Origin of the sequence: Cellulomonas biazotea, from assembly GCF_004306155.1 — a bacterium.
In the GTDB taxonomy this organism is placed as follows: domain Bacteria; phylum Actinomycetota; class Actinomycetes; order Actinomycetales; family Cellulomonadaceae; genus Cellulomonas; species Cellulomonas biazotea.
On the sequence record NZ_BIMR01000191.1, the window covers coordinates 1 to 14,375 of the forward strand.

General features: G+C 72.9%; 16 protein-coding genes. All 16 read left to right on the forward strand.

What is annotated here, in order from left to right; genetic code table 11:
- Window positions 1-626, forward strand: a 626-nt coding sequence (locus tag CBZ_RS12490; protein ID WP_130781861.1) for a peptide chain release factor-like protein, incomplete at its 5' end; no start/stop codon positions are given.
- Window positions 623-1,597, forward strand: a complete 975-nt coding sequence (prmC, locus tag CBZ_RS12495) for a peptide chain release factor N(5)-glutamine methyltransferase (protein WP_130781862.1) — start codon at window positions 623-625, stop codon at window positions 1,595-1,597. The genes CBZ_RS12490 and prmC, both read left to right, overlap by 4 nt.
- Window positions 1,594-2,262 carry an L-threonylcarbamoyladenylate synthase gene (locus CBZ_RS12500; protein ID WP_130781863.1) on the forward strand — a complete coding sequence of 223 codons (669 nt, stop codon included), beginning with the start codon at window positions 1,594-1,596 and terminating at the stop codon, window positions 2,260-2,262. Before prmC ends, CBZ_RS12500 begins: the two co-directional genes overlap by 4 nt.
- On the forward strand, window positions 2,259-3,371 hold the full coding sequence (locus CBZ_RS12505; protein ID WP_130781864.1) for an MraY family glycosyltransferase: 1,113 nt from the start codon (window positions 2,259-2,261) through the stop codon (window positions 3,369-3,371). The genes CBZ_RS12500 and CBZ_RS12505 overlap by 4 nt, the downstream gene beginning before the upstream one ends.
- Entirely contained in the window at window positions 3,368-3,841 is a 474-nt protein-coding gene (locus CBZ_RS12510; RefSeq protein WP_130781865.1) for a Cg1360 family ATP-synthase-associated protein, read from the forward strand. The genes CBZ_RS12505 and CBZ_RS12510 overlap by 4 nt, the downstream gene beginning before the upstream one ends.
- 268 nt (window positions 3,842-4,109) lie before the next feature.
- On the forward strand, window positions 4,110-4,916 hold the full coding sequence (atpB, locus tag CBZ_RS12515; RefSeq protein ID WP_130781883.1) for a F0F1 ATP synthase subunit A: 807 nt from the start codon (window positions 4,110-4,112) through the stop codon (window positions 4,914-4,916).
- Window positions 4,917-5,008: 92 nt separating this feature from the next.
- Entirely contained in the window at window positions 5,009-5,260 is a 252-nt protein-coding gene (atpE, locus tag CBZ_RS12520) for an ATP synthase F0 subunit C (RefSeq protein WP_013771954.1), read from the forward strand.
- Window positions 5,257-5,841, forward strand: coding sequence for a F0F1 ATP synthase subunit B (locus CBZ_RS12525; protein ID WP_130781866.1), 585 nt, complete (start codon window positions 5,257-5,259; stop codon window positions 5,839-5,841). The genes atpE and CBZ_RS12525 overlap by 4 nt, the downstream gene beginning before the upstream one ends.
- Window positions 5,841-6,653: a F0F1 ATP synthase subunit delta gene (locus CBZ_RS12530; RefSeq protein ID WP_130781867.1), complete on the forward strand. Its 813-nt coding sequence runs from the start codon at window positions 5,841-5,843 to the stop codon at window positions 6,651-6,653. Before CBZ_RS12525 ends, CBZ_RS12530 begins: the two co-directional genes overlap by 1 nt.
- A 77-nt stretch (window positions 6,654-6,730) precedes the next feature.
- Entirely contained in the window at window positions 6,731-8,359 is a 1,629-nt protein-coding gene (atpA, locus tag CBZ_RS12535; RefSeq protein WP_130781868.1) for a F0F1 ATP synthase subunit alpha, read from the forward strand.
- 1 nt (window position 8,360) lies between these two features.
- Window positions 8,361-9,260 carry a F0F1 ATP synthase subunit gamma gene (locus CBZ_RS12540; protein ID WP_130781869.1) on the forward strand — a complete coding sequence of 300 codons (900 nt, stop codon included), beginning with the start codon at window positions 8,361-8,363 and terminating at the stop codon, window positions 9,258-9,260.
- A 64-nt stretch (window positions 9,261-9,324) separates the two neighbouring features.
- Window positions 9,325-10,806, forward strand: a complete 1,482-nt coding sequence (gene atpD, locus CBZ_RS12545) for a F0F1 ATP synthase subunit beta (protein ID WP_130781870.1) — start codon at window positions 9,325-9,327, stop codon at window positions 10,804-10,806.
- A gap of 107 nt (window positions 10,807-10,913) precedes the next feature.
- On the forward strand, window positions 10,914-11,207 hold the full coding sequence (locus CBZ_RS12550) for a F0F1 ATP synthase subunit epsilon (protein WP_130781871.1): 294 nt from the start codon (window positions 10,914-10,916) through the stop codon (window positions 11,205-11,207).
- A 13-nt stretch (window positions 11,208-11,220) separates the two neighbouring features.
- Window positions 11,221-11,634, forward strand: a complete 414-nt coding sequence (locus CBZ_RS12555) for a DUF2550 domain-containing protein (protein ID WP_130781872.1) — start codon at window positions 11,221-11,223, stop codon at window positions 11,632-11,634.
- A 61-nt stretch (window positions 11,635-11,695) separates the two neighbouring features.
- A complete protein-coding gene (gene nucS / locus CBZ_RS12560; RefSeq protein ID WP_130781873.1) occupies window positions 11,696-12,391 on the forward strand; it encodes an endonuclease NucS in 696 nt (231 codons plus the stop codon).
- Window positions 12,392-13,110: 719 nt separating this feature from the next.
- Window positions 13,111-14,361: an N-acetylglucosamine-6-phosphate deacetylase gene (locus tag CBZ_RS12565; protein ID WP_130781884.1), complete on the forward strand. Its 1,251-nt coding sequence runs from the start codon at window positions 13,111-13,113 to the stop codon at window positions 14,359-14,361.
- Window positions 14,362-14,375 lie beyond the last annotated feature (14 nt).

A 14,375-nucleotide genomic window follows, 5' to 3' on the forward strand; every position in this document is an offset into this window, starting at 1 on the left:
TCAAGGACGTGCACCTGTCGGTCAAGGCGCGCGGCGCGGTCGCCCCCGAGGACGGCGTGTGGGCGCACCTGAAGTACGAGGGCGGCGTGCACCGCGTCCAGCGGGTCCCGGTCACGGAGTCGCAGGGCCGGATCCACACCTCCGCGGCGGGCGTGCTCGTCCTGCCCGAGGCGGAGGACGAGGGCGAGGTCGAGATCGACGCGAACGACCTGCGCATCGACGTGTTCCGCTCGTCCGGCCCCGGCGGGCAGTCCGTCAACACCACCGACTCGGCGGTCCGCATCACGCACGTGCCGACGGGCATCGTCGTCTCGATGCAGAACGAGAAGTCCCAGCTGCAGAACCGGGAGCAGGCGATGCGCGTCCTGCGGGCGCGGCTGCTCGCCGCCCGCCAGGAGGAGGCCGCGGCCGCCGCGTCGGAGGCCCGCCGCTCGCAGGTCCGCACGGTCGACCGCTCGGAGCGGATCCGCACGTACAACTTCCCGGAGAACCGGATCGCCGACCACCGCACCGGCTACAAGGCGTACAACCTCGACGCCGTGCTCGGTGGCGACCTCGGTGCGGTCGTGCAGTCGGCGGTCGACGCCGACGAGGCCGCCCGGCTCGCGTCCGCGGGGGAGCGGTGACGACCGGCGCCGCGACACCCGCGACCTACCCGGCGCCGGGGCTGCGCGCGCTCGTCGAGGGGGCCGCGCGCGTCCTCGCCGACGCCGGCGTGCCGTCCCCGCGCGTGGACGCGACCGCGCTCGCCGCGCACGCGCTCGGTCTCGACCGCCTCGACCTCGTGCTCGCCCCGCCCGTCCCGGACGGCTTCGCGGAGACGTTCGCCGCGCTCGTCGACCGGCGCCGCCGCCGTGAGCCGCTGCAGCACATCGTCGGCAGCACGACGTTCCGCTGGCTGACGCTGCACGTCGAGCCGGGCGTGTTCGTGCCGCGGCCCGAGACCGAGGTCGTCGCGCAGGTCGCCGTCGACGAGGCGGCCCGCCTGGTCGACGCGGGGACCGCGCCGGTCGTCGTCGACCTGTGCTGCGGGGCCGGCGGCCTCGGGCTCGCCGTCGCGACCGAGGTCCCGGGGTCGCAGGTCACGGCCGTGGACGCGTCCCCCGCGGCGGTGGCGCTCACCCTGCGCAACGCTGCGGCAGCCGGTGCCGACGTGCGCGCGCTCACGGGCGACGTCCGCGACGTCGACCTGCTCGCCGACCTCGCGGGGCGCGTCGACGTCGTCGTGTCGAACCCGCCGTACATCCCGCCCGACGCGGAGCCCGTCGACCCCGAGGTCCGCGACCACGACCCCGACCTCGCGCTGTACGGCGGCGGTCTCGACGGTCTCGACGTCCCGCGCGCCGTGGTCGAGGCCGCGCTGCGGCTGCTGCGTCCGGGCGGCCTGCTCGTCATGGAGCACGCCGAGGTCCAGGACGCCGCCGCGCGGGCTGTCGCACTGGCCACCGGTGGCTTCACCGACGTCGCCAGCCGACCGGACCTGACGGGTCGCCCGCGCATGCTCGTCGCCCGCCGGTCAGACCCCCGGGACGACCACGGGACGGCACCGCGAGACGTCCAGGTCGGACGTCCGGACGTGGGAGGATCCCCCTCGTGAGCGAGCGCATCCTGCCGGCGTCCGATGCGAACAGCTGGGGTCCCGCGATCGACGAGGCCGTGGCCGCGGTCTCCCGCGGCGCCCTGGTCGTCCTGCCCACCGACACCGTCTACGGCATCGGCGCGGACGCGTTCACGCCGCCCGCGGTGCAGGCGCTGCTCGACGCCAAGGGACGCGGCCGACAGATGCCGCCGCCGGTCCTCATCCCCGACGTGCGCACGCTCGACGGCCTCGCGACCGACGTCTCGGACGACGTGCGCGCCCTCGCGAGCACGTTCTGGCCGGGCGGGCTGACCCTCATCGTCCGCGCGCAGCCGTCGCTCGCGTGGGACCTCGGGGAGACGAACGGCACGGTCGCCCTGCGCGTGCCCGACCACCCCACCGCGCTGGCCCTGCTGCGCCGCACGGGCCCGATGGCCGTCTCGAGCGCCAACCGCACGGGCTCGCCCGCGGCGGTCACCGCGCAGGACGCGTTCGACCAGCTCGGCACGTCGGTCGCGGTCTACCTCGACGGGGGCGACGCGCCCGGCCAGGTCGCCTCGACGATCGTCGACGCGACGACCGGCACGCTGCGGCTCGTGCGGGCGGGCGCGATCTCGCTCGAGCAGCTCGCCGAGGTCGCGCCCGTCGAGGCGCCCGGACCGCAGGGGGAGCCCGGCCCGTGAGGGTCTACCTGCTCGTCCTGCTCGTCGCGGCAGCCGTGACCTACCTCATGACACCGCTGGCCCGCTGGTGCGCGCTGCGCTGGGGTGCGATCACGGCGGTGCGGGACCGGGACGTGCACGCGATCCCGACGCCGCGCCTGGGCGGCATGGCGATGTACGTCGGCATCCTCGTCGCGCTGCTGCTCGCGAGCACCGTGCCGTTCCTCGACGGCGTCTACGCCAACCCACGGCCGATCATCGGCATCCTCGGCGGTGCCGCGCTCGTGTGCGCGCTGGGCGTCGCCGACGACATCTGGGACCTCGACTGGCTCACCAAGCTCATCGGCCAGGTGCTCGCCGCGGGGTTCCTCGCGTGGCAGGGCGTGCAGCTCTACCAGCTCCCGATCGGCGGCGTCCTGCTCGGCTCCGAGCGCATGTGGACGTTCCTCACGATCCTCACCGTGGTCGTCGCGATGAACGCCGTGAACTTCGTCGACGGGCTCGACGGCCTGGCGGCGGGCGTGCTGGCGATCGGCGGCGCCGCGTTCTTCCTCTACTCCTACCAGCTCATCGTCGACGCCAGCAGCGACGACTACGCGAGCCTCGCGACGCTCGTCCTGGCGGTGCTCGTCGGGGCGTGCGTGGGCTTCCTGCCGCACAACGTGTACCCGGCGCGCATCTTCATGGGCGACTCCGGCTCGATGGTCCTCGGCTTCGTGTTCTCCGCCGCGGCGATCGTCGTGACCGGCCAGATCGAGCCCGAGGACGTGCTCGTCCGGCAGCAGTTCCCGGCGTTCCTGCCGATGCTGCTGCCGTTCGCGGTGCTGCTCATCCCGCTGCTCGACATGGCGCTCGCCGTCGTCCGGCGCCTCGGCGCCGGCAAGTCGCCGTTCCACCCCGACCGCATGCACCTGCACCACCGCATGCTCGCGCTCGGGCACTCCCACCGCCGTTCGGTGGCGATCATGTACGTCTGGACCTCCGTGTTCGCGTTCGGCGTCGCCGCGCTCGTCATGTGGTCCACGACGATCGTCCTCGTGGTCTTCGGCATCGGGGTGCTCGTCGCGACCCTGCTCACGCTCGGACCGCTGCGCGGCCGCGCCTCCCACCCGCCCCTGGAGACCCCGTGACGACCGACCCCACCACCCCGGCCGACCACGACGGCACCACCCCCGCGAAGCCGTCGTCGAGCTCGAGGGCCGCCGAGGCGGTCTTCCGGACCGCGCTGCGCGACATGCTCCTGCTGCTCGGGGCGCTCACGGTCCTCGGTGTCGGCATCGGCTACCTCGTCGACGGCCTCGCGGGCGTCTGGGGCGCGCTCATCGGCGTCGGCCTCGCGCTCGTGTTCTCGGGCACCACGGTCGTCTCGATGATCCGGACCGCCGACGCCTCGCCGCAGAAGATGGCGGCCGTCGTCATGGGCGCGTGGCTCGGCAAGGTCATCGTCGTCATCGTGGCCCTGGCGCTCCTGCGCGACCTGACGTTCTACTCCAAGCCGGTCCTCGCGGTCGTGCTCGCGGTGGGCGTCCTGGGGTCCGCGTACCTCGACTACCGGGCCGTCTCGCGCGGTCGCGTCCCGTACGTGGAGCCGTCCGCCTGACGCCCGTCCCGCGGTCGGCCGGGCGTCCCCGGACGACCGCCGCGGGGCCGTCCGACCAGGTCGGCGAGGGCCGTGCGGCGGGCTGTCCGAGCCCGTCCGACGCCTGGGCCCAAGGTCCCAGCCGTACCCCCGGACAGCAGGTCCGGCGGGGCGGATTCATAGGTTAGGCTTCCTGCCATCCATGACGGCCAGGTGCCGCCGCATGCCCACGAGGACGCGGGCGCGCAGCATCAACGACCACCAGGAGCTCGCTCTGTCCAGCCTCGCGATGATCGCGCCGTTCGCCACGCACGACGAGGGCGAGTCGGGCGGATTCCATGCGCCGTCGATCACCGACTTCTTCCCGCCGCCGATCCTGTTCGAGGGCACGCCCTTCGAGTTCAACAGGATCCAGCTGGTCCGGCTGCTGGTCGCGCTCGTGCTCGTCGTCGTCATGGTCATCGCGGCCCGTCGCGCGAAGCTGGTGCCGGACCGGTTCCAGAACGTCATCGAGATGCTGCTCGACTTCGTGCGCGTCAACGTCGCCGAGGAGATCCTGGGCAAGGAGCGCGCACGCAAGTACGTGCCCCTGCTGACGACGATCTTCTTCGCGATCCTCGCGTTCAACATCACGGGCATCATCCCCGGCATCAACATCGCCGGGACCGCGCTCATCGGCCTGCCGGTCGTCCTCGCGCTGTGGGTCTACGTCATGTACCTCGGCGCGGGCGTCAAGGCCCACGGCGTCGGCGGCTTCCTCAAGGCGAGCCTCTTCCCGCCCGGCGTGCCGTGGTTCATGTACGTCCTGCTGACGCCGATCGAGTTCCTCACCGTCTTCATCATCCGGCCCGCCACGCTGGCGATCCGACTCATGGCCAACATGGTCGCCGGGCACCTCATGCTCGTGCTCTGCTTCTCGGCCACGCAGTACTTCATCTTCGAGGCCGCCCCCGCCATGAAGGCGTTCGGTGCGCTGACCTTCACCGCCGGCTTCGCGATGACCCTCTTCGAGGCGTTCGTCGCCGCGCTGCAGGCGTACATCTTCGTGGTCCTGACGGCCGTCTACATCAGCCTGTCGGTCGAAGAGGAACACTGACCGTCCCACCCCGGAGGGCCCTCGCGGTCCTCACCCCCACGATCGAGTAGCCGGCCGACCGGTCGGGTACCCAACGGAAGGAACGAGCAACCGTGGCTCTTGCGGACACCAGCACCATCCTCGCGGCGGCGGACGCCGTCTCGGGCAACATCGCGACCGTCGGCTACGGCCTCGCCGTCATCGGTCCCGGTATCGGCCTGGGCATCCTCATCGGCAAGACGATCGAGGGCATCGCTCGTCAGCCCGAGGTCGCCGGTCAGCTGCGCACCACCATGTTCATCGGTATCGGCTTCGTCGAGGTCCTCGGCCTCCTCGGCCTCATCACCGGCTTCCTCTTCCCGTGATCGGCGCCGCGATCCCCGCGGCCCTCGTGACGGCCGCGGAAGGGACCGAGGAGGTGCAGGGCATCGACCTGATCCTCCCCGCTCCGTACGACATCTTCTGGTCGACGGTCGTCCTGCTGATCATCGCGATCGCGTTCTACAAGTACGCGCTCCCGACGTTCCAGCGGATCCTCGACGAGCGCACGGCCAAGATCGAGGGCGGCCTCGCCAAGGCCGAGTCGGCCCAGGCCGAGGCGGCCGCCGCGCTGGCCGAGTACCACCAGCAGCTGCAGGACGCCCGCACCGAGGCGGCACGCATCCGCGAGGACGCGCGCGCCGAGGGCGGCCAGATCGTCGCCGACCTGCGCAGCAAGGCCTCCGAGGAGGCCGCGCGGATCACGGAGACGGCGCACCGGCAGATCGAGGCCGAGCGCCAGCAGGCGGCGGTCCAGCTCAAGCAGGACGTCGGCACGCTCGCGACGGAGCTCGCGTCGAAGATCGTCGGCGAGGCACTGGAGGACGAGGTGCGCCAGTCGCGCGTCGTCGACCGGTTCCTCGCGGAGCTCGACGCCACCACGGCGGACGCAGGTAAGGGGAACTGATGCGCGGGACGAGTCGGGCGTCGCTGGCGGCGGCGGAGGAGCGGTGGGAGCCGGTCCTCGACGCTGCCGGTGCGCAGTCGTCGGACCTCGGAGGGCAGCTGTTCGCCCTGGTCGACGCGCTGGACTCCTCGGGCTCGCTGCGCCGGACGCTGGCCGACCCGTCGATCGACGGTGACGCCAAGGCCGCGCTGGTCGCGCGGCTGCTGCAGGCCGCCGACCCCCGGGTCGTCGAGGTCGCGCAGGTCCTCGTGCGCTCGCGCTGGTCGGCGGACGCCGACCTGACCGAGGCGACGGAGCACCTCGCGTTCCACGCGGTCCTGGCCGCGGCGGAGGCGGACGACTCGCTCGGCCGCGTCGAGGACGAGCTGTTCCGGTTCTCCCGTGCCCTGACGGGCCAGCGCGAGGTGCGCCGGACGCTGTTCGACACGAGCGTGCCCGCCGCGGCGCGTGTGAAGCTCGTCGAGGACATCCTCGCCGGACGGACCTCGCCGGTGACGGCGACCCTCGCCACGAGGCTCGCCGCCGCCCCGCGCGGACGCCGGTACGTCCCGGCGCTCGGGCACCTGGCGGACCTCATCGCCGCCCGCCGCCAGCGGCAGGTCGCGACGGTCTCCACGGCGACCCCCCTGACGGACGCCCAGCGCGACCGGCTCGCGGGGATCCTCGAGCGTGCGTACGGCCGCGTGGTGCAGCTCAACGTGGTGCACGACCCGAACGTGCTCGGTGGCCTGCGTGTGCAGGTCGGCCCTCAGGTCGTGGACGCGACCGTGCTGGCGCGTCTCGCCGACGCCCGACGACGACTTGCCAGCTGACGGTGCCCGCCCCCGCGAGTGCACCCACAACCTGTGAGACCGCACGCACCGCGTGCGTCCGATGAGGAGAAGGAACAATGGCTGAGCTGACGATCCGGCCGGAGGAGATCCGGGCCGCGCTGGACAGCTTCGTGAAGACGTACGAGCCCAAGGGCGCGGTCTCCGAGGAGGTCGGCCGCGTGACGCTCGCCGGCGACGGCATCGCGCAGGTCGAGGGTCTGCCCGGCGCCATGGCGAACGAGCTGCTGCGGTTCGAGGACGGCACGCTCGGCCTCGCGCTCAACCTCGACGTCCGCGAGATCGGCGTCGTCGTCCTGGGCGAGTTCACGGGCATCGAGGAGGGCCAGGAGGTCCGCCGGACCGGCGAGGTGCTCTCGGTCCCCGTCGGCGACGGCTACCTGGGTCGCGTCGTGGACCCGCTCGGTCAGCCGATCGACGGCCTCGGCGACATCGCGACCGAGGGCCGCCGCGCCCTCGAGCTGCAGGCGCCCGGCGTCATGGCCCGCAAGTCGGTCCACGAGCCGCTGCAGACCGGCATCAAGGCGATCGACTCGATGATCCCGATCGGCCGCGGCCAGCGGCAGCTCATCATCGGCGACCGCCAGACCGGCAAGACGGCGATCGCGATCGACACGATCATCAACCAGAAGGCGAACTGGGAGACCGGCGACCCGACGAAGCAGGTCCGCTGCATCTACGTCGCCATCGGCCAGAAGGGCTCGACCATCGCCTCCGTGCGTGGCGCCCTCGAGGAGGCCGGCGCGCTCGAGTACACGACGATCGTCGCGGCACCCGCGTCCGACCCGGCCGGCTTCAAGTACCTCGCGCCCTACACCGGCTCGGCCATCGGCCAGCACTGGATGTACCAGGGCAAGCACGTCCTGGTCGTGTTCGACGACCTGTCGAAGCAGGCCGAGGCCTACCGTGCCGTGTCGCTGCTGCTGCGCCGCCCGCCGGGCCGCGAGGCGTACCCCGGTGACGTCTTCTACCTGCACTCCCGCCTGCTGGAGCGTTGCGCCAAGCTCTCCGACGAGCTCGGCGCGGGCTCGATGACCGGCCTGCCGATCATCGAGACCAAGGCGAACGACGTCTCGGCGTACATCCCGACCAACGTCATCTCCATCACCGACGGGCAGATCTTCCTGCAGTCCGACCTGTTCAACGCGGACCAGCGTCCCGCCGTCGACGTCGGCATCTCGGTGTCCCGCGTCGGTGGTGCCGCGCAGGTCAAGGCGATGAAGTCGGTCTCCGGCACGCTCAAGCTCGACCTGGCGCAGTTCCGCTCGCTCGAGGCGTTCGCGATGTTCGCGTCCGACCTCGACGCGACGTCGCGTGCCCAGCTCGCCCGTGGTGCGCGCCTCACCGAGCTGCTCAAGCAGGGCCAGTACTCGCCGTTCGCGGTCGAGGACCAGGTCGCGTCGATCTGGGCCGGCACGAAGGGCAAGCTCGACGACGTCCCGGTCGAGGACGTCCGCCGCTTCGAGTCCGAGCTCCTGGACCACCTGCGCCGCAACACCGAGGTGCTCACGACCATCGCCGAGTCGGGCAAGCTCGACGACGCGACGCAGGACGCCCTCGCGGCGGCGGTCGACGAGTTCCGCAACGGCTTCCTCAAGGCCGACGGCTCGCCGCTGGTCGGCGCCGCGGACGCGGACGAGGACGTCGAGGTCGAGCAGGAGCAGATCGTCCGGCAGAAGAAGGCCTGAGATGGCCGGATCCCAGCGGGTCTACAAGCAGCGGATCAAGTCCACCCAGTCGCTCAAGAAGATGTTCCGGGCGCAGGAGCTGATCGCCGCGTCCCGCATCGGCAAGGCGCGGGACCGCGTGAGCATGGCGTCGCCGTACTCGCGGGCCATCACGCGCGCGGTGTCGGCCGTCGCGACGCACTCGAACGTGTCCCACCCGTTCCTCGTGGAGCGGTCGGACACGAAGCGTGTCGCGGTGCTGCTCGTCGCGTCGGACCGCGGCATGGCGGGCGCCTACTCGGCGAGCGTCATCCGTGAGACGGAGCGGCTCATCGCGCGCCTCGAGGCCGAGGGCAAGCAGGTCGCCCTCTACGTCTCGGGCCGCCGGGCCGTCACGTACTACACGTTCCGCGGGCGCGAGCTCGCGGGCGCGTGGTCGGGTCACTCCGACGCGCCGACGCCGGAGGTCGCCCGGGAGATCGCGGACACGCTCCTCGAGGCGTTCCGCGCCCCGGCCGACGAGGGCGGCATCGGCGAGGTGCACGTGGTCTACACGCAGTTCGTCAACATGGTGACGCAGCGTCCCCGCGTCATCCGGATGCTGCCGCTCGAGGTCGTCGAGGGCGTCGCCCCCGCGGACGACAAGGGTGCGCTGCCGCTGTACGACTTCGAGCCCAGCCCCGAGGTCGTGCTCGACGCGCTCCTGCCGCGCTACGTGCGGTCGCGGATCTTCGCCGGCCTGCTGCAGGCCGCGGCGTCCGAGCTGGCTGCCCGCCAGCGGGCCATGCACACAGCGACGGACAACGCCGAGGACCTCATCCGCATGTACACCCGGCTCGCGAACCAGGCGCGCCAGGGCGAGATCACCCAGGAGATCAGCGAGATCGTGTCGGGCGCCGACGCGCTCGCCTCGGCCTCCTGACCCCCATCGCACGACCCCAGACCACGCCGGAGCGCCGCTCCGGACGAGCGAAGCGAGGCCAGACATGACCGCCACCACCGTCGACGAGACGGCCGCCACCGCCGGCACGCCCGGCGTGGGTCGGGTCGCCCGCGTCATCGGTCCGATCGTGGACATCGAGTTCCCCGCGGACCAGATCCCCGAGCTCTACAACGCGCTGCAGGTCGACATCGACCTGTCCAGCCAGGGCGAGGGCGAGAGCTCGTTCACGATGACGCTCGAGGTCGCGCAGCACCTCGGCGACTCGCTCGTGCGGGCGATCGCGCTCAAGCCGACCGACGGCCTCGTCCGCGGCGCCCAGGTCCGCGACACCGGTGCGCCGATCTCGGTCCCCGTCGGCGACGTCACCAAGGGCAAGGTCTTCAACGTCACGGGCGACGTGCTGAACCTCGCGGAGGGCGAGACGCTCGAGATCACCGAGCGCTGGCCGATCCACCGCAAGGCTCCCGCCTTCGACCAGCTCGAGTCGAAGACCACGATGTTCGAGACCGGCATCAAGGTCATCGACCTGCTCACCCCGTACGTCCAGGGCGGGAAGATCGGCCTGTTCGGCGGCGCCGGCGTCGGCAAGACGGTCCTCATCCAGGAGATGATCCAGCGCGTCGCCCAGAACCACGGTGGTGTCTCCGTGTTCGCCGGTGTCGGCGAGCGCACCCGTGAGGGCAACGACCTCATCGTCGAGATGGAGGAGGCGGGCGTCTTCGACAAGACGGCCCTCGTCTTCGGCCAGATGGACGAGCCGCCGGGCACGCGTCTGCGCGTCGCGCTGTCGGCGCTGACGATGGCGGAGTACTTCCGCGACGTCGCCAAGCAGGACGTGCTGCTGTTCATCGACAACATCTTCCGGTTCACGCAGGCCGGCTCCGAGGTGTCGACGCTGCTCGGCCGCATGCCGTCCGCGGTCGGCTACCAGCCGAACCTCGCCGACGAGATGGGTCTGCTGCAGGAGCGCATCACCTCGACGCGTGGTCACTCGATCACGTCGCTCCAGGCGATCTACGTGCCCGCCGACGACTACACCGACCCGGCCCCGGCCACGACGTTCGCGCACCTCGACGCGACGACGGAGCTCTCGCGCGAGATCGCGTCGCGCGGTCTGTACCCGGCCGTCGACCCGCTGTCGTCGACGTCGCGCATCCTCGACCCGCGGTACGTGGGCCAGGACCACTACGACACGGCCACGCGCGTGAAGTCGATCCTCCAGCGCAACAAGGAGCTGCAGGACATCATCGCGATCCTCGGTGTCGACGAGCTGTCCGAGGAGGACAAGACCGTCGTCGCCCGCGCGCGCCGCATCCAGCAGTTCCTCTCGCAGAACACCTACATGGCCGAGAAGTTCACGAGCGTGCCGGGCTCCACGGTCGCCGTGGCCGAGACGGTCGAGGCGTTCAAGAAGATCGCGGACGGCGAGTTCGACCACATCGCCGAGCAGGCGTTCTTCAACATCGGCGGGCTCGAGGACCTCGAGCGCAACTGGGCCCGCATCCAGAAGGAGTACGGCGTCTGAGTCCCTCCCGCCCGCGCCCCGGACCACCGGGTCGCGGGCGGGGTGGTCTCCGCCGCGGGCGTCGCAAGGCGTCCCGCATCCCGCAACGAACGTGAAGGAGAGGCTCCGTGGCTGACCTCGAGGTCGACCTCGTCGCCACCGACGGCAAGGTCTGGTCGGGCACCGCCCGACAGGTGTCGGCACCCGCCGCCGACGGGGAGATCGGCATCCTCGCCGGGCACACCCCGATCCTGTCCGTGCTGCGGCCCGGCGAGGTCCGGGTCCAGCCCGTGGGCGGCGGTGAGCCGCTGCGCTGGCACGTCGACGGCGGGTTCCTGTCCGTCGACTCCGACACCGTGACCGTCGTCGTCGACACGGTCGCGTCCGGCACCCGACCGGCGTCCGCCGGCGACGCGCACTGAGGTCACCACGACGGTGAGCCCTCTGGTCGTCGGCCTGCTGATCGGTGCTGCGGCACTGGTGCTGGCCGTCGTCCTGATGTGGGTCTCGCGGGCGCAGACGCTGGAGCGTCGCGTCGGGTCGTTCCGGTGCGCCGTGGGGCGGTCGTCGGCCGGTCCGTGGTCGCTCGGCATCGCCCAGTACGGCTCCGAGCGCCTGTACTGGTGGCGTCGCTGGTCGCTCGCACCGCGTCCGTCGGTCCGCTGGGACCGGTCGGGCCTGCAGGTCGTCGAGCGGACCCAGGGGGTCCAGCCGTCCGGCACGCCGTTCGTCGTCGTGACGTGCCGCGCGGGCGGCGCCGACGTCCACCTGATGATGTCGCCCGACGCGTACGCCGGGCTCACGTCCTGGATCGAGGCGACGCCGTCCCGCGTCGGCTCGGTCATCTGACGGCTCTCCGCCGTCCCCAGCGCCGGTCGTCGACCGGCCGTCGAGGTCAGAGGTCCTGCTGATGCGTCTGGTCGTCGCGTCCTGCGCCGCGCGGTACAGCGGCCGGCTCAACGCCCACCTGCCGCGCGCCACGCGGCTGCTCGTCGTCAAGTCCGACGGCAGCGTCCTGCTGCACTCGGACGGCGGCTCGTACAAGCCGCTCAACTGGATGAGCCCTCCGTGCACGCTCGCCGTGGGCGAGCCCGACGAGGAGTCGAGCGCCGCCGGCGTCACGCAGGTGTGGACGGTGCAGCACGCCAAGTCCGACGACCGGCTCGAGATCGAGCTGTACGAGGTCCTGCACGACTCCGCGCACGACCTGGGCGTCGACCCGGGCCTCGTGAAGGACGGCGTGGAGGCCCACCTGCAGGAGCTGCTCGCCGCGCAGATCGTCCTGCTGGGCGACGGCCACACGCTCGTGCGTCGCGAGTACCCGACGGCCATCGGCCCGGTCGACATCCTCGCGAAGGACCCGACGGGCGGGACGGTCGCGATCGAGATCAAGCGCCGCGGCGACATCGACGGCGTCGAGCAGCTCACCCGGTACCTCGAGCTGCTCAACCGCGACCCGCTGCTCGCGCCCGTGCGCGGCGTGTTCGCGGCGCAGGAGATCAAGCCCCAGGCGCGCGTCCTCGCGGTCGACCGGGGCATCTCGTGCCTGGTGCTGGACTACGACGCGATGCGCGGCGTGGACGACGTGGACTCGCGGCTCTTCTAGCCTCTGCCGCCGACGCGCTGCGCGCGCGGGCCGTGCGTGCGGGTCGTGCGCGACGCGTCGGCGGCGTGGGCCAGGATGGGCGCGTGCTCGACGCCACCCCTGCTCCCGGCCCTGCGACACCCGACGACGCCGGTGCCGCCGTCTCCGCGCCCGGCACCCCGGTACCCGTGGGCGCCCGCGCGGTGCGAGGCCCCGCGGCCGTCGCCGGAGTGTGCGTGCGAACCGTCGGCGTGCTCGCCGCCGGGAACCTCGCGGTCGCGCTCGTGGCGCTGCTCGTCACGGGTGAGCTCACGACGGAGGGCCTCGCCGGGCTCGTGTACATCGGCGGTCTGGCGCTGCTCATCGCGGCGGCGCTGACGGCCGTCGTCGGCTGGCCCGCCGGGCTGCTCGTCGCGTGGGCGATGCGGGGACGCCGTCGCGAGGTGGAGCACGTGCTCGCGTTCGCCGCGGCCGGCGCGGTGCTGTCGCCCGTGCTGGTGTCGATCGGTGCACCCTCGCTGGGCGGCTCCGCCGGCCTGCTCGCCGTCGCGGTCCTCGAGGGTGCGGTCGGCGCCGGCGGCGGACGGTGGTGGGCGGGACGGGCCCGCCGTCGCCTGGCCGCCCGGTACGGCGCGGCCATCGCCCCGGGTGGTCCGCTGCCGACGGCCGACGCGGCGCCCGGAACGCCACCGGCACCGGGCGTGGTGGGGGAGGATGACGGCGTGACCGACGCCGCTGACGTGACGACCGCAACCTCGACGACGGTCCTGCGTGGCCGCGTGGTGACCCCCGGGCGGGTGCTCGACGACGGCGTCGTCGTCGTCGAGGGCGCGGGCGTCGCGTGGGTCGGGCCGTCGGGGCAGGCTCCGCAGGGGTGGGCGGTCCCGGACGAGAGCGTCGGCACGATCCTGCCCGGCCTCGTCGACGTGCACTGCCACGGGGGTGGCGGGGCGAGCTTTCCCGACGCGACGGACGCGGCGACCGCGCGGCGTGCGGCGGACGAGCACCTGCGGCACGGCACGACGAGCCTGGTGGCGTCGCTCGTGACCGCGCCGCGCGACGTGCTGCTGGCCCGCACGGCCCTGCTGGCGGACCTCGCGGACGCGGGGGAGATCGTCGGGATCCACCTGGAAGGGCCGTTCCTGTCGGCGGACCGCTGCGGTGCGCAGAACCCGGGCGACATGCAGCCGGGCGACGCGGCGCTCGTCACGGAGGTCGCGGCCGCGGCCCGAGGTCACCTCGTGACGATGACCGTGGCGCCCGAGGTCGACGGCGTCGCCGACGGGTCCGGACCCGCGGACGCGCGCGCCGACGTGCTGGCTGCGCTGGTCGACGCCGGTGCGCTGCCGTCGGTCGGTCACACCGACGCGTCGGCGGCGCAGGTCGACGTCGCCGTGGACCGCGCGTTCGACCTGCTCGCGGCGTCCCCGCGCGCCCGCGCCGGGCGGCTGACCGCGACGCACCTGTTCAACGGCATGCGGCCCGTGCACCACCGCGACCCCGGTCCCGTGGCGGCGTGCCTCGCGGCGGCGGCGCGCGGGGAGCTCGTCGTCGAACTCGTCGCGGACGGCACGCACCTGGCCGACGACACGGTCCGCGCCGTGCTGGACCTCGTCGGTCCCGGGTCGGTCGCGTTCGTGACGGACGCGATGGCGGCCGCGGGCATGCCCGACGGCGACTACCGGCTCGGCCCCATGGCGGTGCGGGTCGCGGACGGCGTCGCGCGGGTCGTGGCGGACGACGGCTCGACCCCGGCGGGCGGCGGTGCGATCGCAGGCGGTGTCGCGCACCTGCTCGACGTCGTGCGGAACGTGGTGGCCGCGGGCGTCCCGCTCGAGGACGCGGTGCTCGCCGCGGCGACGACGCCGGCCGACGTGCTGGGCCGCCGGGACCTCGGTGCGCTCGTCGCGGGGCGTCGCGCGGACCTGGTGGTCACGGGCGACGACCTGGCGCCGCGCCGCGTCATGCGCGCCGGGGCCTGGGTGGCGTAGCGCCCGGCAGGCCG